This is a genomic window from Mycobacterium sp. NPDC048908 (genome assembly GCF_043197955.1).
Classification (GTDB): domain Bacteria; phylum Actinomycetota; class Actinomycetes; order Mycobacteriales; family Mycobacteriaceae; genus Mycobacterium.
Map to the genome: position 1 here is coordinate 150266 of NZ_JBICUE010000005.1, position 24493 is coordinate 174758.

General features: G+C 66.8%; 24 protein-coding genes and 1 pseudogene. 9 read left to right on the forward strand and 16 right to left on the reverse strand.

From position 1 onward, the window contains the following. The first annotated feature begins 62 nt into the window (after positions 1-62). A complete protein-coding gene (locus ACGFK1_RS15605; protein WP_393430512.1) occupies positions 63-1316 on the forward strand; it encodes a glycosyltransferase 87 family protein in 1254 nt (417 codons plus the stop codon). Here ACGFK1_RS15605 and ACGFK1_RS15610 read toward each other — a convergent pair. The 5 genes from ACGFK1_RS15610 to ACGFK1_RS15630 all read right to left on the reverse strand — a co-directional run bounded on the left by ACGFK1_RS15610 (position 1276) and on the right by ACGFK1_RS15630 (position 4582). Continuing rightward, a complete protein-coding gene (locus ACGFK1_RS15610; RefSeq protein WP_393430515.1) occupies positions 1276-2001 on the reverse strand; it encodes a lysophospholipid acyltransferase family protein in 726 nt (241 codons plus the stop codon). The two genes, ACGFK1_RS15605 and ACGFK1_RS15610, sit on opposite strands and share 41 nt — an antisense overlap. A gap of 84 nt (positions 2002-2085) precedes the next feature. After that, positions 2086-2469, reverse strand: a complete 384-nt coding sequence (locus ACGFK1_RS15615) for a hypothetical protein (protein ID WP_393430518.1) — start codon at positions 2467-2469, stop codon at positions 2086-2088. Next, complete coding sequence (locus ACGFK1_RS15620) at positions 2466-3722, reverse strand: ArsA family ATPase (protein WP_393431232.1); 1257 nt, start codon at positions 3720-3722, stop codon at positions 2466-2468. The genes ACGFK1_RS15615 and ACGFK1_RS15620 overlap by 4 nt, the downstream gene beginning before the upstream one ends. Beyond that, complete coding sequence (locus tag ACGFK1_RS15625) at positions 3715-4152, reverse strand: SRPBCC family protein (protein ID WP_393430521.1); 438 nt, start codon at positions 4150-4152, stop codon at positions 3715-3717. The genes ACGFK1_RS15620 and ACGFK1_RS15625 overlap by 8 nt, the downstream gene beginning before the upstream one ends. 40 nt (positions 4153-4192) lie before the next feature. Continuing rightward, complete coding sequence (locus ACGFK1_RS15630; protein ID WP_393430524.1) at positions 4193-4582, reverse strand: polyketide cyclase / dehydrase and lipid transport; 390 nt, start codon at positions 4580-4582, stop codon at positions 4193-4195. Between the two features lie 59 nt (positions 4583-4641). On the opposite strand from ACGFK1_RS15630, the gene ACGFK1_RS15635 reads away from it, so the two are divergent. Continuing rightward, positions 4642-6438 (forward strand): AMP-dependent synthetase/ligase, encoded by a 1797-nt coding sequence (locus ACGFK1_RS15635; protein ID WP_393430527.1) that lies wholly within the window; start codon positions 4642-4644, stop codon positions 6436-6438. On the opposite strand, the gene ACGFK1_RS15640 is transcribed toward ACGFK1_RS15635, so the two are convergent. The 4 genes from ACGFK1_RS15640 to ACGFK1_RS15655 form a co-directional block, all read right to left on the reverse strand. Further along, positions 6435-7562, reverse strand: a complete 1128-nt coding sequence (locus tag ACGFK1_RS15640) for a glycosyltransferase family 4 protein (protein WP_393431235.1) — start codon at positions 7560-7562, stop codon at positions 6435-6437. The genes ACGFK1_RS15635 and ACGFK1_RS15640 overlap by 4 nt on opposite strands. After that, entirely contained in the window at positions 7559-8389 is an 831-nt protein-coding gene (locus ACGFK1_RS15645) for a peptidase (protein ID WP_393430530.1), read from the reverse strand. Before ACGFK1_RS15645 ends, ACGFK1_RS15640 begins: the two co-directional genes overlap by 4 nt. Continuing rightward, a complete protein-coding gene (ripC, locus tag ACGFK1_RS15650) occupies positions 8358-9503 on the reverse strand; it encodes a peptidoglycan hydrolase RipC (protein WP_393430533.1) in 1146 nt (381 codons plus the stop codon). The genes ACGFK1_RS15645 and ripC overlap by 32 nt, the downstream gene beginning before the upstream one ends. Positions 9504-9656: 153 nt before the next feature. Next, a complete protein-coding gene (locus ACGFK1_RS15655) occupies positions 9657-9872 on the reverse strand; it encodes a hypothetical protein (RefSeq protein WP_067799153.1) in 216 nt (71 codons plus the stop codon). A 107-nt stretch (positions 9873-9979) separates the two neighbouring features. Between ACGFK1_RS15655 and ACGFK1_RS15660 the strand changes: the two are divergent. Then, a pseudogene (locus ACGFK1_RS15660) lies at positions 9980-11752 on the forward strand (DEDD exonuclease domain-containing protein); the annotation flags it as partial. Here the strand turns inward: ACGFK1_RS15660 and trpD are convergent. Continuing rightward, positions 11690-12772 carry an anthranilate phosphoribosyltransferase gene (gene trpD / locus ACGFK1_RS15665; RefSeq protein ID WP_393430536.1) on the reverse strand — a complete coding sequence of 361 codons (1083 nt, stop codon included), beginning with the start codon at positions 12770-12772 and terminating at the stop codon, positions 11690-11692. The pseudogene ACGFK1_RS15660 and the gene trpD overlap by 63 nt on opposite strands. Before the next feature lie 43 nt (positions 12773-12815). Between trpD and ACGFK1_RS15670 the strand changes: the two genes are divergently transcribed. Genes ACGFK1_RS15670 through ACGFK1_RS15685 form a run of 4 tightly spaced genes read left to right on the forward strand, consistent with a single transcriptional unit; the run spans position 12816 to position 17156 of the window. Next, on the forward strand, positions 12816-13427 hold the full coding sequence (locus ACGFK1_RS15670; protein ID WP_393430539.1) for a heme-copper oxidase subunit III: 612 nt from the start codon (positions 12816-12818) through the stop codon (positions 13425-13427). Positions 13428-13447: 20 nt separating this feature from the next. Next, a complete protein-coding gene (locus ACGFK1_RS15675; protein WP_393431237.1) occupies positions 13448-14269 on the forward strand; it encodes a c-type cytochrome in 822 nt (273 codons plus the stop codon). Next, entirely contained in the window at positions 14266-15471 is a 1206-nt protein-coding gene (locus ACGFK1_RS15680) for a ubiquinol-cytochrome c reductase iron-sulfur subunit (RefSeq protein WP_393430542.1), read from the forward strand. The genes ACGFK1_RS15675 and ACGFK1_RS15680 overlap by 4 nt, the downstream gene beginning before the upstream one ends. Continuing rightward, complete coding sequence (locus ACGFK1_RS15685) at positions 15468-17156, forward strand: cytochrome bc complex cytochrome b subunit (RefSeq protein ID WP_393430545.1); 1689 nt, start codon at positions 15468-15470, stop codon at positions 17154-17156. Before ACGFK1_RS15680 ends, ACGFK1_RS15685 begins: the two co-directional genes overlap by 4 nt. A gap of 78 nt (positions 17157-17234) precedes the next feature. On the opposite strand, the gene ACGFK1_RS15690 is transcribed toward ACGFK1_RS15685, so the two are convergent. From ACGFK1_RS15690 to ACGFK1_RS15705, 4 genes are all read right to left on the reverse strand, one after another. Further along, positions 17235-17861, reverse strand: coding sequence for a DUF2561 family protein (locus ACGFK1_RS15690; RefSeq protein ID WP_393430548.1), 627 nt, complete (start codon positions 17859-17861; stop codon positions 17235-17237). After that, positions 17861-18724, reverse strand: coding sequence for an MmpS family transport accessory protein (locus ACGFK1_RS15695; RefSeq protein WP_393430551.1), 864 nt, complete (start codon positions 18722-18724; stop codon positions 17861-17863). Before ACGFK1_RS15695 ends, ACGFK1_RS15690 begins: the two co-directional genes overlap by 1 nt. A 135-nt stretch (positions 18725-18859) precedes the next feature. Then, positions 18860-19279: a cytochrome c oxidase subunit 4 gene (locus tag ACGFK1_RS15700; protein WP_393430553.1), complete on the reverse strand. Its 420-nt coding sequence runs from the start codon at positions 19277-19279 to the stop codon at positions 18860-18862. A gap of 10 nt (positions 19280-19289) precedes the next feature. Further along, positions 19290-20288, reverse strand: a complete 999-nt coding sequence (locus tag ACGFK1_RS15705) for a cytochrome c oxidase subunit II (protein ID WP_393431240.1) — start codon at positions 20286-20288, stop codon at positions 19290-19292. 160 nt (positions 20289-20448) lie between these two features. Between ACGFK1_RS15705 and asnB the strand changes: the two genes are divergently transcribed. Continuing rightward, positions 20449-22380, forward strand: a complete 1932-nt coding sequence (asnB, locus tag ACGFK1_RS15710) for an asparagine synthase (glutamine-hydrolyzing) (RefSeq protein ID WP_393430556.1) — start codon at positions 20449-20451, stop codon at positions 22378-22380. Here asnB and ACGFK1_RS15715 read toward each other — a convergent pair. Further along, the gene (locus ACGFK1_RS15715) at positions 22377-23348 is read right to left on the reverse strand and encodes a carbohydrate kinase family protein (RefSeq protein ID WP_393430559.1); all 972 of its coding nucleotides are present in this window, start codon (positions 23346-23348) and stop codon (positions 22377-22379) included. The two genes, asnB and ACGFK1_RS15715, sit on opposite strands and share 4 nt — an antisense overlap. A 143-nt stretch (positions 23349-23491) precedes the next feature. Here ACGFK1_RS15715 and ACGFK1_RS15720 point away from each other — a divergent pair, with 143 nt between their 5' ends. Then, on the forward strand, positions 23492-24124 hold the full coding sequence (locus tag ACGFK1_RS15720; protein ID WP_393430562.1) for a hypothetical protein: 633 nt from the start codon (positions 23492-23494) through the stop codon (positions 24122-24124). 7 nt (positions 24125-24131) lie between these two features. Here ACGFK1_RS15720 and ACGFK1_RS15725 read toward each other — a convergent pair whose 3' ends face one another. Next, positions 24132-24488 carry an iron-sulfur cluster assembly accessory protein gene (locus ACGFK1_RS15725; RefSeq protein ID WP_067799197.1) on the reverse strand — a complete coding sequence of 119 codons (357 nt, stop codon included), beginning with the start codon at positions 24486-24488 and terminating at the stop codon, positions 24132-24134. Positions 24489-24493 lie beyond the last annotated feature (5 nt).

Consider the following 24493-nt stretch of genomic DNA (forward strand, 5'->3'; position numbering starts at 1 on the left):
CGCGTGTCAGGGTCGGGATACCGCCCGACTCGCCGGTCGGCACCGATACGCTGGTCTGCGACATGAGTAATCGGCGGTCGCCCGGCGGGGCTGTTTGGTGGCCCACACTCGCCTGGCGGCTGTTCCAGGCGCTCACGCTGGCGGCGGTGGTGTGGGCGGGCTGGCGACTGCTCGGCCATATTCCCTACCGCATCGACATCGACGTGTACCGCATGGGTGGCCGCGCGTGGCTCGACGGCCGTCCGTTGTACGCCGACGGCGCGATGTTCCACACCCGCGGCGGCCTTGACCTGCCGTTCACCTATCCGCCGCTGGCCGCTGTCGCGTTCGCGCCGTTCGCGTGGCTGACGCTGAACGTGGCCAGTGTCGCGATCACGCTGACCACGCTGGTGCTGCTGATCGCATCGATGGTGATTGTGCTGACCGGGTTGGACGTGATGTCGTCACTGGGTCAGCGCTGCTGGCTGGCGGCCGCGATCGTCGCGCCTGCCATCATCTACCTGGAGCCCATCCGGTCGAACTTCGACTTCGGCCAGATCAACGTCGTGCTGATGACGCTGGTCATCGTCGACTGCGTGCCGCGCAAGACGCCGTGGCCGCGCGGCATGCTGCTGGGTGTCGCGATCGCGCTGAAGCTCACCCCCGCGGTGTTCCTCCTTTACTTCCTGCTGCGCCGCGACACCCGCGCGCTGGTGGTGACCGTCATCTCGGCGGCCGCCGCCACACTGGCCGGATTCGCGCTGGCATGGAAGGACTCGTGGGAGTACTGGACCGACACGGTCCGCAACACCGACCGGATCGGCACCGCGACGCTGAACACCAACCAGAACATCGCGGGCGCACTTGCCAGGTTGGGCCTCAGCGAGGGCGAGCGGTTCGTGCTGTGGACGGTGGCCTGCTTCGCCGTGCTCGGGCTGACGGTGTGGGCGGTGCGGCGGGTGCTACGCGCAGGCCAACCGGTGCTGGCGTTGATCTGCGTGGCGATGTTCGGCCTCGTGGTATCGCCGGTTTCGTGGTCGCACCACTGGGTGTGGGCACTGCCGACGCTGGTGGTGATGATCGTGCTGGCCGTCCGGCAGCGGCATATCGGGCTCGCCGCGGTGGCCGCGGCGGGTATCGCGTTGATGGTCTGGACGCCGATTCCACTGATGCCCGAGCACCACGAAACGTCGGCCTCGTTGTGGCGTCAGCTCGCCGGTGGGTCATACGTCTGGTGGGCGATCGCCTTGATCGCGGTGGTGGGCTCGGTGTCCGCGCGGTCTGGCGCTCGGTCGGTCAGCCCGCAGCTGCTTCCGGCATCCGCGCCGGCGGCTTGAAGGCCGCCTCAGCTTTTCCCTCTTTGACATCGGCGGCGTACAGGTCGACGTAATCCTGACCGGACAGTCGCATCAGCTCGTACATGACTTCGTCGATCACGGCCCGCTCGATGAACCGATTGCCGGCAAGCCCCTCGAACCGGCTGAAATCCATCGGCTTGCCGAACTTGACCTGAACCCGGCCGAACCGCCACATCTTGCTGCCTGGCGGGTTGACGACGTTGGTTCCGACCATCGCGACGGGAATGACGGGGACACCGGATTCCAGCGCCAGCCGGGCAAGGCCGGTCTTGCCCTTGTACAGCCGCCCGTCGGGCGATCGGGTGCCCTCGGGGTACATGCCGAGCAGCTTGCCCTCTTCGAGGATCCGCTCTGCCGTGGTGAGCGCAGCCTGCGCGCTGTCGGCGTCGGTCCTGTCGATCGGCACCTGCCCGGCGGCGGTGTAGAACCACCGCTGAAACCAGCCCGAGAGCCCGGTGCCGGTGAAGTATTCGGCCTTGGCGAGAAAGGTGATCCGGCGCGACACCACGAGCGGCAGGTAGAAGCTGTCGGCAACGGCAAGGTGGTTACTGGCGAGGATCATCGGGCCGGACTGCGGAACATATTCCAGCCCTTCGACTTTCGGGCGTCCCAGCAACGACAGCAACGGGCCCATGAAGACGTACTTGAAAAGCCAGTACCACATGGACCCTCCCCACCAACGGAGCACCGGACGGTGCTTTGCGACAACTTTACCCACGCAGTGTGGATGCGACCACACGGCCGCGGCTCACTCCTCCACGGTCACAGGTATGTGTTGATAGCGCCCAGGGCCGTTCGTCGGAGGTTCGCCACCAGCGGGACCGTCCGGGGACGGCGGCGGTTCACCGGGTGGAGTCGGCGGTGCACCCCCGCCGTTCTCGACCAGCGCGCGCACCACCGCCAACAGGGCCACGCTGTGCTCGGCGATCACGTCTAGCAGCGGGTGCTGCTCCCCCGCGACCAGTGCCGCCAGCGCACACACCGGGCACCACACCTGCTGGCACGCACCCGTCCCGTCTGCGCTACCGGCCGCCCGCGCGGCCGCCAGACGCACGAGGGGGTCGAGCTTGTCGAGGATGGTCTGGGCCAGCTGCCGCAGTTCGGGGCCGATATCCCCGTGAGGCCCGGTCACGCTGGCCACACCTCCGGATTCGGTCGAAATCGCACGGTCAGTTCACTGCCCTTCAGCTGCGCATCCATCACGATGCATCGCCGTAGGACGGACGCCAGCCGAACCCGGCGCCGCATACCGCCTGCGCCGATGATCAAGTCGTCGTCGACCCGGCCCAGCGTCAAGGCGGCGGAATCGACCTGCGGCAACTCTAGCCGCAAGCGGTACACCGATTCGAGCCCCGCCCCCGACTCGCGGTCCACGATCGGCCGCAGCGGCCCTGGCGGAGGCGATCCGTCGCGCCGTCGGGCGCAGTCGAGTAGTTCGCCGAGGGCCTTGGGACCGATCGGTTCGCCGGCCAGGTGCGGTACCAACACCAGCTGCACGTCGCCGATGGTGTTGTCCAGCTCGTCGAGCACAGCCTGCTGGTCGGAGATGCGCTCGGAATACCAGTCGAACGCCGGATGGTCGGGCAAGTTGCGATACTCATACGAATCGTCTTGTACCAGAATCTGATTCACGATCAATTCGTCGATCCGCACGCCCATCAAGGCCAGCGAGCCCAGCGTGCGGACGGACTCCGCGGCGACCACCCGTTCGGCCGTCATGACCAGGTGGGCACTGACGCGTTGGCCGTCGGTGAGCAGCGAACCCAACTGCTCGGTCCCGGCGCTGATGCGTTCGACCAGCTCGACGATCGCCGCGGTCCTGGTGTCGTCGCTGGACAGTCGCCGATGCCGCGGCCACGCGCGTTCCAGATACAAACCGAACGTCGCGGGCAGGGTGAGCATTCGCATGGCGTCGGCGGTCGACGCGCAGTCGACGACGATGTGGTCCCATTGTCCCGAGGCCGCGAGTTCGCCGACCTCGTGCAGGCCGAGCACCTCCTGGATGCCGGGCAGCGCCGAAAGTTCTTCCGGCGCAATGTCTCCTAGATCGGATTCGGGAAACCGGCCGGACAACAACCCCGCGACCTCGCGCCAGCGTGCCGCCAGCAGGGCCAGGGTGTCCAGCGCGAGCGCATCGAGGAAGCCACCCCCGACGTCGGCGTCATCGGCAAGCACCCGAGTGGGATCGCGCCGCCCCGTGGGTATGATCGTGCAACCCAGCACGTCGCCGGTCGAGTGCGCCTGGTCCGTCGAGACGATCAGCACCCGCTGCCCGGCGCGCGCATCACGCACCGCGGTGGCGGTGGCCAATGTCGACTTACCTACCCCGCCCTTGCCGACGAAGAGACTGATCCGGGCACTGGTCGGGGTGCCAGACTCAGTCAGCCTCGACTCGTTTCTTGAGGTCCTTCAATGCGGTATCGGTCAGCCTGCGCTCGGCCTTGCGTTTGAGCAGGCCGATCATCGGGATGATCAGGTCGACCGAGAGTTCGTAGGTGACGTCGGTGCCGGAACCCTTGGGCGACAGCCGATATGCGCCGTCCAATGACTTCAGAAGCGAGCTGGACACCAGGCTCCACTTCACCGACTTGCGGTCTGCGGGCCAGTCGTAGGACAGCACCATGGTGTCCTTGAGGACGGTCGCGTCGAGCACTAGGCGGGCGGTCTTCGGGTAGCCCTCGGTATCGGCCTCGAGGACCTCGGTCTCCTTGTACTCAGCGACCCAGTCCGGATAGGAGCCGATGTCGGCGATGACGTCCATCACCGTCGAAGGATCGGCATCGATGTAGATGGTCTGCGCCGTCTTGTCCGCCACGTTAAAAACCTACCTCCCCCTGCTTGCTTCGGCCGAAGTATCAGGCCAGCCGCGAGACGCCCACCGGGCGTGTCGCCTCCAGTATCCGCTTCACCTCGAAGGCCATGTTCTTGCCCGCCACCCGGCGGCGATGGTTCATCTTCGCCAGGTTCATCTTGGCCAGTTGCCACGCAGCCACCCCCGACGGTTCAGCGTGCAGAAAATAGTGCAGCACCACCCCATCGAGGACGGGTTCCAGCCAGATCTCCATCGTGCCGGTCAGCGCACCGGCCACCGTCCAGCGGTGGCCCTTGTCGGCGCGGTCCTCGACCACGGTGAGCAGCAGGTCCGGCCACCAGCGCCGCCAGCAGGCGGGATCGCCGACGGCCCTGCCCACCTCGACAGGATCGGCCGCGATGAAGGTCTCGTCGGCGATCTGGATGCTGTTCATGGCGTCAAGCTTCACATATGCCCCGACCACCCCCGACGGTGGCCGACTAGGCTGTGGACGTGCGTGAATACAGTGTGCCCGCCACATTCACCGTCGGTGAGCACGACAGCATCGTCAGTTCGGTGTTCAGTCACGGGCGCGACGACCCGGACCACGTGATCTTCCAGCGCCTTGTCGACGGTACATGGACGAATGTCACATGCAAGGAAGCCGCGGGTCAGATCCGTTCGGCTGCACTGGGTTTGATCGCAGAGGGCGTCCAGCCCGGCGACCGGGTCGCGGTGTTTTCGGCGACGCGCTACGAATGGCCGATCCTCGACCTCGCGATCCTGTCGGTGGGCGCGCTGACCGTGCCGATCTACGAGACCAACTCGGCCGAGCAAGTGCGGTTCGTGCTGCAGGATTCCGGCGCCGTGCTGATCTTCGCCGAGACGGACGCGCACGCCGACAAGATCGAGCATTTGGCGCAGGAACTGCCCGAGCTTCGCAAAGTCTTCCGGATCGACGGTTCCGGCCCGCAGGCGCTCGATGCGCTGGCGGAGGCCGGCGCCTCGGTTGACGAGAAGGAACTCGACAACCGGCTGGCCGGGATCAGGTCCGCTCACCCCGCGACCCTGATCTACACCTCGGGCACCACGGGCCAGCCGAAGGGCTGCCAACTCACCCACTCCAATCTCATGTATGAGATCCGCGGCGCGAAGGACTGCTTCCCGACGCTGCTGGACAAGGGCGAGCGGATGCTGGTGTTCCTGCCGCTGGCCCACGTGCTGGCCCGCGCCATCACGTTGGCGTGCTTCGCACACAAGGTCACGCTCGGCTTCACCAGTGACATCAAGAACCTGGTGCCGACGTTCGGGGTGTTCAAACCGACGCTGGTGGTGTCGGTTCCGCGGGTGTTCGAAAAGGTCTACAACACCGCCGAGCAGAACGCCCGCAACGACGGCAAAGGGCGCATCTTCGACATGGCGGCCAACACCGCGATCGAGTACAGCCGGGCGCAAGATTCCGGCGGCGCAGGGCTGCTGCTGCGCGCCAAGCACGCCGTGTTCGACCGGCTGGTGTACGGCAAGCTGCGGGCGGCCCTCGGCGGCGAGTGCCGCGGTGCGATCTCCGGCGGCGCGCCGCTGGGTGCCCGGCTCGGACACTTCTACCGCGGCGTCGGTCTGACCATCTACGAAGGTTACGGACTCACCGAGACCAGCGCGGCCATCACCGTCAACAAGATCGACGATGTGAAGATCGGATCCGTTGGAAAGTTGTTGCCCGGCAACAGCATGCAGCTCTCCGACGACGGCGAACTGCTCGTCAAGGGCGGCGTGGTGTTCAGCGGTTACTGGCACAACGACCAGGAGACCGACGCGGTCTTCAGCAACGGCTGGTTCCACACCGGTGATCTGGGCGCGATCGATGACGACGGCTTTTTGACCATCGTGGGGCGCAAGAAGGAGATCATCGTCACCGCCGGCGGCAAGAACGTCGCCCCTGCGATCCTCGAGGACCGGCTGCGTGCGCATCCGCTGATCAGCCAGGCGATGGCCGTCGGTGACAAGCAGCCGTTCATCGCCGCGCTGATCACCATCGACCCCGAGGCCTTCCCCGGTTGGAAGGAACGCAACGGCAAGGACGCAGCAGCCACCGTCGGCGATCTGGCCTCAGACCCTGATCTCGTGGCCGAGGTCGAGCGGGCTGTCAAGGAGGCCAATCAGGCGGTGTCCAAGGCCGAGGCGATTCGCAAATTCCGCATCCTGCCAGTCGATTTCACCGAGGACACCGGTGAGCTGACCCCCACCCTGAAGGTCAAGCGCAAAGTGGTCGCCGAGAAGTTCGCCGGCGACATCGACGCTCTGTACCGCTAAAGCAATTCGGCGAGGCGTTGCGCCTTGCCGCTCCACTGCCAGTTCTCGATGACCCAGCGCCTGCCGGCTTCGCCCATGCGCGCGGCGCGGTCCGGATCGGCGAGCAGGTCGCCGACCGCTGCCGCGATCGCGCCGACGTCCCAGCCGTCGACCACCACACCCGTCTCGCCGTCGAGGACCGTCTCGGGCGCCCCGCCGGACCGGCCCGCCACCACCGGCACACCCGTCGACGACGCCTCGAGGAAGACGATGCCGAGGCCCTCGACGTCCAGGCCCGCACCGCGGGTCCGGCACGGCATCGCGAACACGTCGGCCATCGCGTGGTGGGCGGGCAGTTCGTCGCCGGGCACCCCTTCGGTGAACACCACGTGCTCGGCCACCCCGAACCTGTGCGCCAACCGCCGCAGCGACGCCAGGTAGGGGCCGCCGCCGACCACCACCAGGGCCGTGCCCGGCGCCCGCTGGCGGATCGCGGGCATCGCCCGGATCAGCATGTCCTGGCCCTTTCGCGGCACGAGCCGGGATACGCACACCACGACCGGCCGCTGCCCCAGCCGGTAACGGGCGCGCAATTCGGCTCTTGCCACCTCGTCGGGCGCGAAGCGGTCGGTATCCACGCCGGGCGCCAGGTGCTCGAGCGCGGCTCGCGGCCCGAACGCCGAAGCGAACCGCTCGCGCGTGTACCGGCTCACGTAGGTGACGACGTCGGTGTCAGTCCCTATGCGCCGCAACGCAGTTCGGGCCACCGGCAGCATCGACCAGCCGACCTCGTGGCCGTGTGTGCTGGCGATGACGCGGCCGGCGCCCCCACCGCGGGCCAGCGGTGCCATCAACGCCAGCGGCGCGGCCGCGCCGAACCAGACCGTGTCGGCGTCGTGACTCCTGATCAGCTTGCGCATCCGGGTCGCCACCGACGGCTCGGGCAGCATCAGTGTGCCCGGATGGCGCACCACCTCGTAGGCCGCCGCTCGGTCGAAGTCTTCTGCGCCTTTCCATTTCGGCGCGTAGACGGTCAGCTGGTGCGTACCCGCGGCCATCAGATGGTCGACGAGGTTCTGCAGATACGCCTGAATGCCGCCGCGTCGCGGCGGGAAGTCATTGGTGACCAGCAGGACTCGGCTCATCCAGTTGAGCCGGACATCCAGTGTCGCCACCGGGTGAGAACCGCGGGTAGGTCGGCGCCGAGGGTCTGGCGGACGGCGGCCGCGGCGTCCGGATGGCCGGGGCTGCCAGCCCGTAGATATAGCGCCCGCAGGGTGTCCGTGCCGTATTCGTCCGCGACGAACCGGGCGAACCACCAGGCGTGGTCGTAGGCCTCGGACTGATTGGGCCCCGACATCTCCGCGTCGGTCGGCAACTCCCATGCCGCGGCGTCCACCGGCCGCGGCGCGGGTGGACGGCCGACGTAGTCGGCCACTCCCTCGGTCAGCCAGCGCGGCGCGTCGGCGGCGGTTCTGGCGCGCGACGCGTAGTGGAAAAGCTCGTGACGCAGCACGATTCGCAGTGACGCATCGCTGATGCCTGCCGCGCCGGGTGCGAACATGATGCGTTGAGCGGTGGTGGTGGCGGCGATGTCGGAACCCCCGCCCGCCAGAGCGCCGAACTCGGCGTTCGAACCGGCCGCCACGATCACGACGTCGCGCGGCCAGTCAGGACCCCAGAACGCGGTGACCGCTGTTGCCGCGTCGGCCATCTCAGTTCCCACGCGGGCGAGCAGCGGTGCCGTGCGCGGGCCGGCCATGCCGACGAGGTGGACGGTGCGGCCGTCGCCGAGGACCACGGTGGTCGATGCCGCGGTCGGGGTGGTGAGCGACGCGGGCGCGGCGACCACAGGCTCGGCGGGTTCGGCTTGCGGCCTGCCGACCAGCAGCAGCCCGCAGATCAGTTCCGTGGCCAGGATTGCCGCAAGCCGACGACGGTCAGTAGCGGCGGATGTTGTGAATCGGCGCATTGTCGACCGGAGCGACTCGCACCGGCGTGCCGTACGTGGAGGCATGCACCATCATGCCGTCACCGATGTAGATGCCCACGTGTGAGGCGTCCGAGTAGTACGTGACCAGATCGCCGGGCTGAATCTGATCCATCGATACCGCCTGCCCGCCCTGGGCCAGTGCCTGGCTGGAGTGCGGCAGCGAGATACCGGCCTGCTGGAACGACCACATCACCAGTCCGGAGCAGTCGAATTGGCCTGGACCCGACCCGCCCCACACATAGGGCGAGCCGATCCGGCTCAGCGCGGCCTGGATGATGGTCGCCGCCTCAGGCGACCCGCCGCCGGGATTGTCGCCAGGTGGCGCCATGTCGCCGGGCGGGATGCCCTCCGGAGGGGCGGCCAGGATGCCGGGATCTGCCGGTGGCGGCGCTTCCGCAGGCGGCGGCGCGGGCGCGGGAGCAGGCGGCAACGCCGCGAGGGCGTCGCGCTGCGCGGGAGTGAGCACCTGGTACTGGGACTTGACCACGGCGATCTGCACCTGCAGCTTGCTTTGCTTGGATTGCAGGTCGGCGCGCACCGCGGCGGCCTGCTCGGCGGCGGTCTTGGCGTCGGCGGCCGACTTCGCCGATGCCTGTTCGGCCAGCGCGGCCTGCGCACCGAGGTTCCGGTAGTTCTTCATCTGCGCCGACATCTCGGATGCCATCACCCGCTGTACCGACAGCTGGTCGATCAGCCCCTGCGGCGAGGTGGCGGTCAGCATCGCGTCCAGACCGTCGGTCCTGCCGCCCATGTACTGCGCGGCAGCTAATTTGTCGACTGCGCCCTGGAAGGTTGCCAACTGGGCTTTGGCCGATTCGACGGCCGCGACGTCCGAGGCGTGCTTTGCTTCGGCCGCCTTCTGCGCTGCCAGCTTGTTGGTCAGATCCAGCTGAGCGGAGTGCATCGCTTCGGTGGTCTGTTCGGCTTGGCGGGACAGCTCGTTGAGCTTTGCCAGTGCGTCATCGGCCGGATCGGCCTGCACATGCCCGGCGAGAATGCCTCCGAATAGCGTCAACCCAGCTATCGCCCCTACAACCGGTTTCCGAAGTGCCTGAACTCCACGTGTGATCCCGCGCGTGCGGCTGAGCCTCAAGATTTGCGTCCTTCAGATGCTGTGACGAAACCGCGTCAAACTGCCCTTAGGTCTCAGATAGGTTACGAAACGGCCTCGGGCTTGTCCAACAGAAGACGCAAATTTAACAGCTGCCTCAGAGATCGTTATCAACGACCCTGTCAACGAATGTGCTTAAGCCACGCCGGAATCGCCGTGCCGGCGAATCGGCACCAGCCGTAGCCGCGGCGCCAAACCGACATCGGCGAGCACCTCGAGGGCGCGCCGCTCATCGTCCAGCAACGTCTCGGGGACGCCGAGCAACACGCTGACGACACAGTCCTGGCATCCGGGACCGCGCACCGCGCAGTCGTCGCAGTCGATCTTCACCGTGCCCGTCTGGTTGCCCATCTGCCCCGTCCTCTCAATCGGTCTTGTCCGCACGGTATCGAGGACCACCGACAATTTCGTCTGCGTGGCAACGCGTTGCTGTCGGTACCGGTGCCTACCTTCAGCGCATGGGCCAGCTGAGCTTCGCGGATGTGGATCCGCTCTCAGATGTGACCCTTCGGCAGACCACCTTCGTCGTCGTCGACCTGGAAACCACCGGTGGCCGCCCATCCGGGGACAACCACGACGCGATCACCGAGATCGGCGCGGTCAAGGTGCGCGGCGGCGAGGTGCTCGGTGAGCTGGCCACCCTGGTCGACCCCCAGCGCGGCATCCCGCCGCAGATCGTCGCGCTGACCGGTATCACGTCGGCGATGGTCTGCAATGCCCCCACCATCGAGTCGGTGCTGCCGTCGTTTCTGGAGTTCTCCCGCGGCGCGGTGCTGGTCGCGCACAACGCAGGCTTCGACATCGGCTTCCTGCGCGCCGCCGCCGAACGCCTCGACCTCACCTGGCCCAAACCGCCGGTGCTGTGCACCGTGAAACTGGCCAGGCGGGTGCTCACCCGCGACGAGGCACCCAGCGTGCGACTGTCTGCACTGGCTCGGCTGTTCGGTGCGACCACCACCCCGACGCACCGCGCCCTCGATGACGCCCGCGCCACCGTCGATGTGCTGCACGGGCTGATCGAGCGGGTGGGCAACCAAGGCGTGCACACCTACGTCGATCTGCGGTCGTATCTGCCCGACGTGACACCGGCCCAGCGCAGCAAGCGCCATCTCGCCAAGGCATTGCCGCACCGGCCGGGCGTCTACCTGTTCCGCGGGCCGTCGGCCGAGGTGCTCTACGTCGGGACAGCGGTCGATCTCCGCAGACGAGTCGGCCAGTACTTCAACGGCGCCGATCCGCGGACTCGGATCAAGGAGATGGCGTCGCTGGCCACCGCGGTCGACTACGTCGAGTGCGCGCATGACCTCGAGGCGGGCGTGCGTGAGCTGCGCCTGCTGGCCGCACACGCACCGCCGTACAACCGCAGGTCGAAGTTTCCGCGACGGTGGTGGTGGGTGACGCTGACCGACGAACCGTTTCCGCGGTTTTCGGTTGTGCGTAATCCCGAGCGCGACAATGCGATTGGACCCTTTCGCGTCCGCAGCGAGGCGGCGGAGACCGCCGCACTGCTGGCCCGGTTCACCGGCGTCCGGACGTGCACTGCCCGGCTGGGCCGCTCCGCACTGCACAGGTGCCCCGAACGCGAGGTGTCACCATGTCCAGCGCCGCAGGGCGTCACCCCGACGCAGTATGCCAGCGCCCCCGCCCGCGCCGTCGAGTTGATCGAGGGCAGCGACAACCGGGCGCTGTCCGCGGTGCTCGCCCATGTCGCCGACCTCGCCGAGCACAGGCGCTACGAGACCGCCGCCCGGTTGCGGGACCATGCCGCCGCGGCCATCGACGCGCTGTGGCGCGGTCAACGGCTGCGGGCGCTGGTCGCCGTGGACGAATTGGTCGCCGCGCGAAGGGACGGCGACGGCGGCTGGCACCTCGCAGTCATCAGGCACGGTCAGCTGGCCGCCGCGGGGCACGCCAAACGCGGGGTGCCGCCCATGCCGGTCATCGACGCCATATCGCTTGGCGCACAAGCAGTTATGCCAACCACGGCGCCGCTGGGCGGTGCGCTGGTCGAGGAGACCGCGTTGATCGCCCGCTGGCTGGCGCAACCGGAAGTGCGCATCGTGCGGGCCGACCCGGGCTGGGCATCGCCACTGGCGGCGGCGGGCCGGTGGGCGGCATGGGCGGGATCGGCGCGGTCGGCTCGCGCGGCAGCCGAAAAAAGCCTTGGCTCAAGCTTTTTGGGTGAACCGCACCCAACGCGCGAGCAGCTTTTCGGCCGCCCCGGAGTCGATCGCGTCGGCGGCACGAGCCAGACCCGACTCCCAGGCGGGCACCCATTTGGCGTCGCTGGCTAGTCCCGCGTGGGCCACCATCGCGCCTGCCGCGTTCAGCACGACGGCATCGCGGACCGGCCCCTTGGCGCCGCCGAAGACCGATCGGACCTCCGCGGCATTGGATTCCGCGTCGCCGCCGACCAGTTCGGAGATGTCCGCGCGCGGGAAACCGAACGCCGCGGGGTCAAACGTCAGCCGCTCGACGGTGCCCGCCTGAACCCGCCAGATGGTGCTGGTGGTCGTGGTGGTCAGCTCGTCGAGGCCGTCGTCGCCATGCACGACCAACACGCTGGACCGGCGGGTGGCGAACACGCCCGCCATCACCTCGGCGAGTTCGCCCCACGCGCAGCCGATCAGGCCCGCCCGAGGAGACGCCGGATTGGTCAGCGGCCCCAGCAGATTGAAGACGGTCGGCACGCCGATCTCGCGGCGCACCACGCTGGCGTGCCGGTACGAGGGGTGAAAGTGCGGCGCGAACGCGAAGCCGATCCCGACCTCGGCGACGCTGCGCGCGACGTCGTCGGGCCCGAGGTCGATGCGCACACCAAGCGCCTCGAGCGTGTCGGCGCCGCCGGACAACGACGACGCCGCGCGATTCCCGTGCTTGATCACCGGCACACCGGACGCGGCCACCACGATCGCCGCCATCGTCGACAGATTGACGGTGTTTGCTCCGTCTCCCCCGGTGCCGACCACGTCGACGGTCTCGTTGCCGATCCCGTGGGTGGGCACCCGGCGCGCATGCCTGAGCATCACGTCGGCCATCTCGGTCACCTCGCCCGACGTCGGGCGCTTCATCTTCATCGACACCGCGAAGCCCGCGATCTGCGCCGGCGTCGCCGCCCCGGTCATGATTTGGTCCATCGCCCATCCGGCCTGCCCTGGGGCAAGCGCCTGACCTGTGGTCAAGCGGCCAAGGACCTGCGGCCACGTCTGAGCGTTGGAAGAAGTCACGCGCCGATTATGACGAATTGCCAACCCGGGTGGAGTTCAACAACTACAAAGCGTCATACTTGCACCTGTGACGAGCGCTGTAGGGACCTCGGGAACCGCCATCACGTCGCGAGTACATTCGCTGAACCGACCCAATATGGTCAGTGTCGGCACCATCGTGTGGCTGTCGAGCGAGTTGATGTTTTTTGCTGGGCTGTTCGCGATGTACTTCACGGCACGTGCTCAGGCAGCAGGCGACTGGCCGCCGCACCCCACCGAACTGAACCTGTATCAGGCGGTACCGGTGACGCTGGTGCTGATCGCCTCGTCGTTCACCTGCCAGATGGGCGTGTTCGCCGCCGAGCGCGGCGACGTGTTCGGGCTACGACGCTGGTACTTCGTCACGTTCCTAATGGGCGCGTTCTTCGTCGCCGGGCAGGGCTACGAGTACTACCACCTGGTCACTCACGGGACGACGATCCCCGGCAGCGCTTATGGCTCGGTGTTCTATCTCGCCACCGGCTTCCACGGCCTTCACGTCATCGGTGGGCTCGTCGCGTTCATCTTCCTGCTTGCCCGCACCACGATGAGTAAGTTCACTCCCGCGCAGGCCACCGCGGCGATCGTCGTCTCGTACTACTGGCACTTCGTCGACATCGTCTGGATTGCGCTGTTCGCCACCATCTACTTTGTCCGATGATCGGCTCGCCGATCGGTCCGATGAGAAGGGGTTCGATGACGGACAAGTCGCGCCGTCGGCTGCGCCGGCGTCTATCGGCAGCACTGCTGCTGCTGGTCGGACTGGCAGTCGCCGGTGGCCTGGCGGCCACGCTGACACCGACTCCGCAGGTCGCCGTCGCCGACGAGGCGTCCTCGGCGCTGCTGCGCACCGGCAAGCAGCTGTTCGACACCTCGTGTGTCACGTGCCACGGCGCCAACCTGCAGGGTGTGCCCGACCGCGGTCCCAGCCTGATCGGCGTCGGCGAGGCCGCCGTCTACTTCCAGGTGTCGACGGGCCGGATGCCCGCGATGCGTGGCGAGGCGCAGGCGGCGCGCAAGCCACCGATCTTCGACGAGTCGCAGATCGACGCGCTGGGCGCTTACGTACAGGCCAACGGCGGCGGACCGACGGTGCCCCGCGACGACAACGGGCAGATCGCCAACCAGTCGCTGCTGGGCAGCGACGTGGCCCGCGGCGGTGACCTGTTCCGGCTGAACTGCGCGTCGTGCCACAACTTCACCGGTAAGGGCGGCGCGCTGTCGTCGGGCAAGTACGCACCCGAGCTCGCGCCGGCCGAGCCCGCGCAGATCTACACCGCGATGCTCACCGGTCCGCAGAACATGCCGAAGTTCGCCGATCGTCAACTCAGCCCCGACGAGAAGCGCGACATCGTGGCCTACGTCCGCGAAGCCACCCACGCCGCGGATCCGGGTGGCTACGGACTCGGCGGCTTCGGACCGTCGTCTGAAGGCATGGCGATGTGGATCATCGGCATCGTCGGTGTGGTGGGAGTGGCGCTGTGGATCGGAGCGCGGTCATGAGCGAGACATCAGGCGTGAGGGGCAGCGACACCCCGGGCCAGCAGGGCGTGCCTGGGCAGCCGACCGACGCCGAGCTGGCGACGATGAGCCGCGAGGAACTCGTTGCGCTCGGCGGCAGGCTCGACGGCGTCGAGACCGTCTTCAAGGAAGACCGCTGGCCGGTCACCGGCACCAAGGCCGAGAAGCGGGCAGGCCGCTCGGTCGCGTACTGGCTCATGCTGGGCGGTTTTTCTGGCCTGGCGTTGCTGGTGATCTTCCTGTTCTGGCCGTGGGAGTACAAGCCGACAGGTGACGCGGGGGAAGTCTGGTATCAGCTGGCCACTCCGCTGTACGGCTTGACGTTCGGGCTTTCGATCCTCGCGATCGGCATCGGCGCGGTGCTCTACCAGAAGAAGTTCATCCCCGAGGAGATCTCGATCCAGGAGCGTCACGACGGCCGCTCCCCCGAACTGCAGCGCAGGACGGTCGCGGCCAATCTGACCGATGCGCTGGAGGGCTCAGGCCTCAAGCGGCGCAAGCTGATTGGGCTGTCGCTCGGCATCGGTCTCGGTGCGTTCGGGCTCGGCACACTGGTCGCTTTCGTCGGCGGGCTGATCAAGAACCCGTGGAAGCCGGTGGTACCGACGGCTGAGGGCAAGAAGGCCGTGCTGTGGACCTCGGGTTGGACGCCGCGGTTCGAGGGCGAAACCATCTTCCTGGCGCGGGCCACCGGCAGGCCCGGCGAGTCGCCGTTCGTGAAGATGCGCCCCGAGGACATCGACGCCGGCGGCATGGAGACGGTGTTCCCGTGGCGGGAGTCCGACGGCGACGGCACCGACGTCCATTCGCATGAGCGGCTTTCCGAGATCGCCATGGGTGTGCGTAACCCGGTCATGCTGATCCGTATCAAGTCCACCGACATGCCGAAGGTGGTCAAGCGCAAGGGCCAGGAGAGTTTCAACTTCGGCGAGTTCTTCGCCTACACGAAGGTGTGCTCGCACTTGGGTTGCCCCGCTTCGCTTTACGAACAGCAGACCTATCGCATCCTTTGCCCGTGCCACCAGTCGCAGTTCGACGCCTTGCACTTTGCAAAGCCCATATTCGGTCCTGCTGCGCGCGCGTTGGCGCAGCTGCCCATCACCATCGATAAAGACGGGTACCTGGTCGCCAACGGCGACTTCATCGAACCTGTCGGACCGGCATTCTGGGAGCGGAGCTCATGAGTCCGAAACTGCCAAAGCCGAACATGGCTGAAATCGTCGCGGCACAAGGCAATGCGATCGATTCGAGATACCACCCGTCGGCGGCGGTGCGTCGCCAGCTGAACAAGGTGTTCCCGACCCACTGGTCGTTCCTGCTGGGCGAGATCGCGTTGTACAGCTTCATCGTGCTGCTGATCACCGGTGTGTACCTGACCCTGTTCTTCGACGCGTCGATGGCCGAGGTCACCTACAACGGCGTATACCAACCGCTGCGCGGTGTCGAGATGTCCAAGGCCTACGCGTCCACCCTCGACATCAGCTTCGAGATCCGCGGCGGCCTGTTCGTCCGGCAGGTACACCACTGGGCGGCGCTGATGTTCGCCGCTTCGATCATGGTGCACCTGGCTCGCACGTTCTTCACCGGCGCATTCCGCAAACCCCGCGAGGCCAACTGGGTGATCGGCTCACTGCTGTTGATTCTGGCGATGTTCGAGGGCTATTTCGGCTACTCACTGCCCGACGATCTGCTGTCGGGCATCGGCCTGCGCGCGGCGCTGTCGTCGATCACGCTGGGCATGCCCGTCATCGGCACCTGGTTGCACTGGGCGCTGTTTGGCGGCGACTTCCCCTGCGGCGGTTTGGGCTACCAGTGTTCCGCGGACGGCGTCCTGCTGCCCCGAATGTACGCACTGCACATCCTGCTGATTCCAGGAATCATCCTGGCGCTCATCGGCATTCACCTGGCGCTTGTCTGGTTCCAGAAGCACACCCAGTTCCCCGGCCCCGGCCGCACCGAGTCCAATGTCGTTGGTGTGCGGGTCATGCCGGTGTTCGCGGTCAAGTCGGGCGCGTTCTTCGCGATCATCACCGGCATCCTCGGCCTTATGGGTGGGCTGCTGCAGATCAACCCGATCTGGCAATTGGGCCCGTACAAGCCGTCCCAGGTGTCGGCGGGTAGCCAGCCCGACTTCTACATGATGTGGACGGAAGGCCTGGCGCGTATCTGGCCGCCGTGGGAGTTCTATCCCTTCGGGCACACCATCCCGGCGCCCGTCTGGGTGGCGCTCATCATGGGTCTGGTGTTCGTGCTGTTGATCGCCTACCCGTTCCTCGAGCAGCGGCTCACCGGCGACAGGGCGCACCACAACTTGTTGCAGCGACCGCGAGACGCACCGGTACGCACCTCGATCGGCGCGATGGCGATCGCGTTCTACATGGTGCTGACGTTGGCGGCGATGAACGACATCATCGCGCTGAAGTTCCACATCTCGCTGAACGCGACGACGTGGATCGGCCGCATCGGCATGGTGGTGCTGCCCGCGATCGTCTACTACATCACCTACCGGTGGTGTGTCGGACTTCAGCGCAGCGACCGCGCGGTGCTCGAGCACGGCATCGAGACCGGCATCATCAAGCGGTTGCCGCACGGCGCGTACATCGAGTTGCACCAGCCGATCGGTCCCGTCGACGAGCACGGTCACCCGATTCCGTTGGAGTACCAGGGTGCAGCGGTGCCCAAGCGGATGAACAAGCTCGGCGCCGCGGGTGCTCCTGGTTCCGGCAGCTTCCTGACCGCCGACCCGGTCTCCGAACACGAAGCGCTCACCGAAGCGGCGCACGCGTCGGAGCGAAGGGCGCTGACCGCGCTTCGCGAGCATCAGGACCGCAACGGCTCGTCCAACGGCGAGACCAACGGGCATCACTGACCGCGGCAAGGCCACATCGAGATCAGGCTTGCCGCACGCAATCCATTCGATATGCGTGCGGCAAGCCTGTTTTCGTCGTTACAACTCCAGTGTGGCGTGCAGTTCGCGTAGGTAGAACCACGGGATAGCGGGCATGCCCAACGTGGCGAGGCCCGCAAGGCCGTAGCACACCCATGCCACAGCGGCGTGGTTGACGGCCATCAGATACGTCGCGACGCCGATGGCGATGATCGCCACCCCCATCGCGATCGCGATGACCACGGCGCAACGCAGCAAGAGCTGATCGACCGCGCCCTCCAACGGATTCGGCGGCGCGGTGATCGCCTCGCGGGTCGGATATCCGGGCCCCGCGGCAGGCGGTGCACCGATCCGGATCTTCTCGGTCGGCGCCTCTGCACCGCGCGCGGGGGCCTGCGGATGAATCGGAGCGGCGCGAACCGGGGTGCGGGCAGCCGGTGGTGGCTCCTCGAGCGCGGCGCGGCGGGCGCGGAGCAGCAGCGGTACCGCGCCGATGATCACCGCCGCCGAAATCGCGATCACCGCGTACAGCAGCCACGGCGTCTCCGAGTCCCCCGACGCCTGCGCATGCCCGGTCCCCAGGTCGACGAGCGCCACCGTGGCGGCCACACCCGCGCCGAGCGCGATCAGCCACACCGCAGCGCACGTGCCCACCAAAATCCGGTCGGTACGGTCGAATTCGCCCATCAGCAGCTGGTCTGCGCGGCGTTGTTGGTGTTCGACGACAGCACGGTTCCATCGCTGGTCGTGATCGAGCAGTTGAGCCGGCTGACCAGGAACAGGCTGGACGCCTGCACCGAGCCGACCTCCGACTGCGAGATCGGTGTCACCGTGAGCGACCACGGGATGTAGACGTTGCGCTGGGTGCGGCTGCGGCCGGACGCGTCGATGTAGGTGACGGTGATGATGTCACCGGGCGCCTTGGTGCCCGTGACGGAGTAGGTGACCTGCCGTGGCCCGGCAGGTGTGGTGGTCGCCGGTGGTGGTGGCGCCGCCGAGGTGGGCGGCGGAGGCGGCGGAGCCTCGGCCGCGGGCGGCGGTGGCGGCGGTGCCGGCTCCTGCGTCACCGTGACAGTCTCCGGCGGCGGAGGAGGCGGTGGCGCCTCCGTGGTGGTCTCCGGCGGCGGAGGAGGCGGTGGTGGCGGCGTGGTCGTCGTGATCTCGTCCTGCACCGGCGGAGGGGTGGTGGTCGTCGCGGGCGTCGCGAGATTGTCGGTGTCCGTGCGGGTCACCAGCACCGACACGGAGGCCACGAGCGCGATCGCGGCCACGATCGCCGCCACCCCCACCACCCACGGCCAGCGCGGGGGTCGTCCCTGGTCGGCAAGGTCGGCGGACGGCTCGTAGCTGTCGTAGTCGTACAGCGACGAATCGGCGGGCACATAGGGACCGCTGGTGAAATGTTCGGACTCCGGGGCGGAGTAGGCCTGCGAGTAGATCTCGGTCTCGCCGGTTTCGGGTGCCGCCGACTGGTCCGGGGTGGACTTGTCGCCGGGCTCCTGACCTGAGGCGAATTCCGCCCCTTCGTCCGATCCTGGGGGCCCGCTCATCTACGCCTATCCTTTTCGACTACTTTCCGGCGCGGTTGACCGTGCCCCGGCAACACTACCCAAAGCGAGCGGCCGATCGACTCTCACAGCGCGGTTCGCGGGCGAACTGGTGTCCCGATTGTGACCTTGGTGAAGTCAGTGCTTCTCGGGGCCGGTGTAGTACTCGAAAACCAAGCCTGCGGCCGTCGAAAGCACGAAGCACGCGCCCGCGACGATCAGCCAGGGCAGCCACAGCGCCACGCCGACGGCGGTGACGGAGGCCGACAGCGCGATGGCCACCGGCCACCAGCTGTGCGGGCTGTAGAAGCCGAGTTCGCCTGCGCCGTCGCTGACCTCGGCGTCCTCGTAATCCTCTGGCCGGGTGTCGAGCCTGCGCGCGACGAAACGGAAAAACGTTCCGGTGATCAGAGTCAGCCCGGACGTCATCACCAGCGCGGTGACGCCCGCCCACTCCACACCGCCGTTGGCGAACAACGCCGTCAGTACGGCGTACACCACCGCGGCGAGGACGAAGAACGCGGTGAGGAACTCGAACAGCCTGGCTTCGATGTGCATGTGGTGGTCCCTACTTGCTGGCCTGCGGGGGCGCGCCGACCTGTTCGCCCCGGCGCGTGTCGAACGGATGCGTGGTGACCGCCGTCGGCGGCTGGTTGATCGCCTTCAACGCCTCGGCGTTGCTCTTACCGGCGATGCGCTGCTGCAGATAGGCCTTGAAGTCGTTGGGTTCGACCACGCGGACCTCGAAGTTCATCATCGAGTGGTAGGTGCCGCAGAGCTCCGCGCAGCGGCCGACGAACGCGCCGGTCTTGGTGATCTCGCTGACCTGCCACTTGTTGTCCTGGTGGTTGGCCTCGGGGTCCGGATACACGTCGCGCTTGAACAGGAACTCGGGCACCCAGAACGCGTGCGCAACGTCGGCGGAGGCCTGTTGGAACTCGATGCGCTTGCCCTTGGGCAACACCAGGATCGGGATTTCGCTGGAGGTGCCCAGCGTCTCGACCTTGTCGAAGTTCAGGTAGGTGCGGTCTTCGGGGTTGAGGCCGCGCACCGCGCCAACCCGCTCCTCGCCGTGCGCGTCCGTGCCTTCCGGCTTGGACTGCATCGCGGCCTTGCGTGCGGTGTCGGCGCCGTCGTAGGTGAAGGTGCCGTCGCCGAAGTTGACCTTCTGGTACCCGAACTTCCAGTTCCACTGGAACGCCGTGATGTCGACCACGACCTCGGGGTTCGGATCCTTGTGCAGCATCTTCTCCTGCACCACCACGGTGAAGTAGAACAGCACAGAAATGATCAGGAACGGCGTGACGGTGAGCACGAGTTCCAGCGGCATGTTGTAGCCGAACTGGCGCGGCAGTTCGGTGTCGCCCTTCTTGTGCCGGTGAAACGCGGAGCTCCAGAAGATGAGCCCCCACACGATCACGCCGACCACCAAGGCGGCGATCAGCGAACCGATCCACAGCTCGCGGTTCGCGTGCGCCTCGGGCGTGATGCCCTCCGGCCAGCCAAGGCCGAGAACCTCGGACCAGCTACACCCGCTGAGCAGCACCGCAGCGCCTCCGAGGATCATCGACAACGCGACCGTCTTCAGCCCGCGACGTGCCACGTTGAAGCCTCCTACGAAGTCAGTAGACCGCCGGGCGGTCAATTGCCGCAGTGAATACTACGCAGCGTAGACCACGCGGCGATGCCGGTCTCGACACACTCCCACCATTAGGCATACTGGCGCGGTGTGCGGACTGCTGGCCCTGCTGACTGACCCGTCCGCTGACGTCTCGGACGCGCTGGTCGACGCCGTTTCCGGGGCGTCTCATCTGATGCGGCACCGCGGCCCCGATGAGCCGGGCACGTGGTCGGACGACCGGGTGGTGCTCGGCTTCAACAGGCTGTCGATCATCGACATCGCTCACAGTCATCAGCCGTTGCGCTGGGGCCCGCCCGACGCGCCGGACCGCTATGTCCTGGTGTTCAACGGCGAGATCTACAACTACTTGGAACTGCGTGAGGCATTGGGCTCCGAATTCGGCGCGGTGTTCCGCACCGACGGCGACGGCGAGGCCATCATCGCCGCCTACCACCACTGGGGCACCGAGGCGCTGACGCGGTTGCGCGGCATGTTCGCGTTCGCATTGTGGGACACCGTCGAGCAGGAACTGCTGTGCGCGCGCGACCCATTCGGCATCAAGCCGCTGTACATGGCGACGGGATCCGGCGGAACGGCGGTCGGAAGCGAGAAGAAGTGCCTACTTGATCTCGTTGGCAGCCTCGGCATCGATCTGGGCATCGACGAGCGCGCTGTGCAGCACTACACGGTTTTGCAGTACGTGCCGGAACCCGAGACGCTGCACCGCGGCATCAGGCGCCTCGAGTCCGGCAGTTACGCGCGTGTGCGGCCAGGGCGACCGCCGGAGGTGACGCGGTACTTCATTCCCCGCTTCACCGCCGTACCCTTCGTGGCGGACCGCGAACAGAGTCGGTATGACGAGATCACCGCGGTGCTCGAGGATTCGGTGGCCAAGCACATGCGGGCCGACGTCACCGTCGGGGCCTTTCTGTCAGGCGGGATCGATTCCACCGCGATCGCGGCGCTGGCGATGCGGCACAATCCGCGACTGATCACGTTCACCACCGGCTTCGAACGCGAGGGTTTCTCCGAAGTCGACGTGGCGGTCGCCTCGGCAGAGGCAATCGGTGCGCGCCACGTGACGAAGGTGGTCAGTCAGGCGGAGTTCGTCGCCGCGCTGCCCGAAATCGTTTGGTATCTGGACGAACCCGTCGCCGACCCGGCGCTGGTGCCGCTGTTCTTCATCGCTCGCGAGGCACGCAAACACGTCAAGGTGGTGCTGTCCGGTGAGGGTGCCGACGAGCTCTTCGGCGGCTACACGATCTACCGGGAGCCATTGTCGCTGCGGCCTTTCGACTATCTCCCCCGCCCGGTGAGGCGCTCGCTGGGCAGGGCTTCGAAACCACTGCCGGACGGCATGCGCGGCAAGAGTCTGCTGCACCGCGGATCGCTCACCCTCGAGGAGCGCTACTACGGCAACGCGCGCAGCTTCTCCGACGACCAACTGCGGGCGGTGCTACCCGGCTTCCGCGACGAGTGGACGCACACCGACATCACCGCATCCGTCTACGCCACGTCCGACGGCTGGGACCCGGTGGCGCGCATGCAACACATCGACCTGTTCACCTGGCTACGTGGCGACATCCTGGTCAAGGCCGACAAGATGACCATGGCCAATTCGCTCGAACTGCGGGTGCCGTTCCTCGATCCCGAGGTGTTCGCGGTCGCGTCCCGGCTACCGGTCGATCAGAAAATCACAAGGGCCACCACGAAATTCGCGTTACGCAAGGCGCTGGAGCCCATCGTTCCCGCCCATGTGCTCAACCGGCCAAAGCTGGGTTTCCCCGTCCCGATCCGGCATTGGTTGCGCGCAGGCGAGTTGATGGATTGGGCATACGCCACCATCGCCGCCTCACAGGCAGCCGAACACGTCGATCTCGCTGCGGTGCGCGCCATGCTCGACGAACATCGCGCCGGCGCAAGCGATCACAGCCGCCGATTGTGGACGATGCTGATCTTCATGCTCTGGCACGCGATCTTCGTCGAAGGCAGTGTCACACCACAGATCAGCGAACCGACCTATCCGGTGCAGCTCTAGAGAGCCGCACCAATCTCGGCACCGGCGTCCGCGCCGTACGCGTCGGACAGCCGCTTGACGGCAGAGTCCTTGTCCCACACCCATTCCTGCGGACCCGGCGCCTCGAGCACCAGTGTTGCGACCATCGATGCGAGCTGTGCGGATCGCTCGAGGCCCAATCCGGCGCTGCGGCCGGTCAGGAAGCCGGCACGGAACGCGTCGCCGATGCCGGTCGGGTCGTCCTTGTGCGTCTCGGGCACCACGTCGACGTGAACGAACGTGCCGTCTCGGCCGACGATGTCGACGCCCTTCTCCCCCAACGTCGTGATGCGCATGTCGATCTGGCGCATCACCTCGGCCTCCGACCACTGGGACTTCTGCAGCAGCAGATCCCATTCATAGTCGTTGGTGAACAGGTAGGTCGCTCCGTCGATCAACTGGCGGATCTGTTCGGCGGACAACCGGGCCAGTTGCTGCGAGGGGTCGGCCGCGAACGCGAGACCGAGCTTGCGGCACTCCTCGGTGTGCAGGAACATCGCCTCCGGATCGTTGGCGCCGATGATCACCAAATCGGTTGTGCCGGTGCGCGATACAACGTCAGCGAGCTTGATGTTCCTGGCCTCCGACATCGCCCCCGGGTAGAACGAGGCAAGCTGGGCCATGACCTCGTCGGTGGTGCAGACGAACCGCGCGGTGTATGCAGACTCGGAGATCAGCACGCTGTCGCAGTCGACGCCGTGGGCCGTCAACCACTGTCGGTAGTCCTCGAAGTCCTTGCCGGCAGCGCCGACGAGTGCGACGTCACCACCGAGCACGCCGATCGCGTACGCCATGTTTCCCGCCACGCCGCCGCGGTGGATGACCAGATCGTCGACGAGGAAGCTCAACGACACCTTTTGCAGATGATCGGCAAGAAGCTGCTCCGAGAACCGACCAGGAAAACGCATGAGATGGTCGGTCGCAATGGATCCGGTCACCGCAATGGTCACGAAACGTCACCCTTCATTTATTAAGCCGTCTACATAACCTTACCCACGGAGTTCCCGCAGACTGTGCGCTAACCTGCCTACAAGTGCCCGCTCGGTCACTGTAGACAGGTAAATTGATCGACTCATCTCGGGGGAGCAAATACATGACTGGCCCTTACCCGCCCCAATACGGTGCTGGACCGGTCGGCCCGCAAATGTATTCCCCGCAGCCATATCCGGAGAATGTGCCGTCGCCGTATCCGTCGATGCTGCCACCTCCGTTGCAGTATCCGAAACGCCGGTGGTGGAAACCCGTTGTTGCGATCGTGGTGGCCGTCGTGGTGATCGCGGCGATAGTCACCGCGATCGTGTTGGCGTCGCGCAACGATGGCGCGTCGAAGCACGCCGCACTGACTGAGACGTCGGCAAAAGCCGCGATTCAGGAGTACCTGGACGCCCTGTCGAAGGGCGACGACCAGACGGTGGCGCGGCATACGCTGTGCGGACTGTACGACTCGGTCAAGGAGCGTCGATCCGACCTGGCACTGGCGGGCCTGAGCAGCGATGCGTTCCGCAAGCAGTACAGCCGCGCCGAGGTGACCTCGATCGACAAGATGGTGCTCTGGTCACCGAATCAGGCGCAGGTGCTGTTCACGATGAAGACGGTGCCCCCCTCGGGTTCCACCCGGGGTAAGCCACCGACCGGCGGTGAGGAACAAGCCGTCGCGCAGCTACTGGCCGAGGACAATGAGGTCCTGGTGTGCTCCTACCTTCCGCGGACGGCAGGTACGTACTGAACGCGACTCAGTTGAACGAGTCGCCGCAGGCGCACGACCCGGTGGCGTTCGGGTTGTCGATGGTGAAGCCCTGCTTCTCGATGGTGTCGACGAAGTCGATGGTGGCGCCCTGCACATAGGGGGCGCTCATCCGGTCGACGGTCAGGTTGACGCCGCCGAATTCCGCGGTGAGGTCGCCGTCGAGGGACCGGTCATCGAAGAACAGGTTGTAGCGAAGGCCGGCGCAACCGCCCGGCTGGACTGCGATGCGCAGCGCCAGGTCGTCACGGCCTTCCTGATCCAGCAGCGCCTTGGCTTTGGCGGCCGCGGCATCGGTGAGGATGACGCCGTGGGTGCTGGTGGCCGTCTCGTCCTGAACAGTCATTGCTT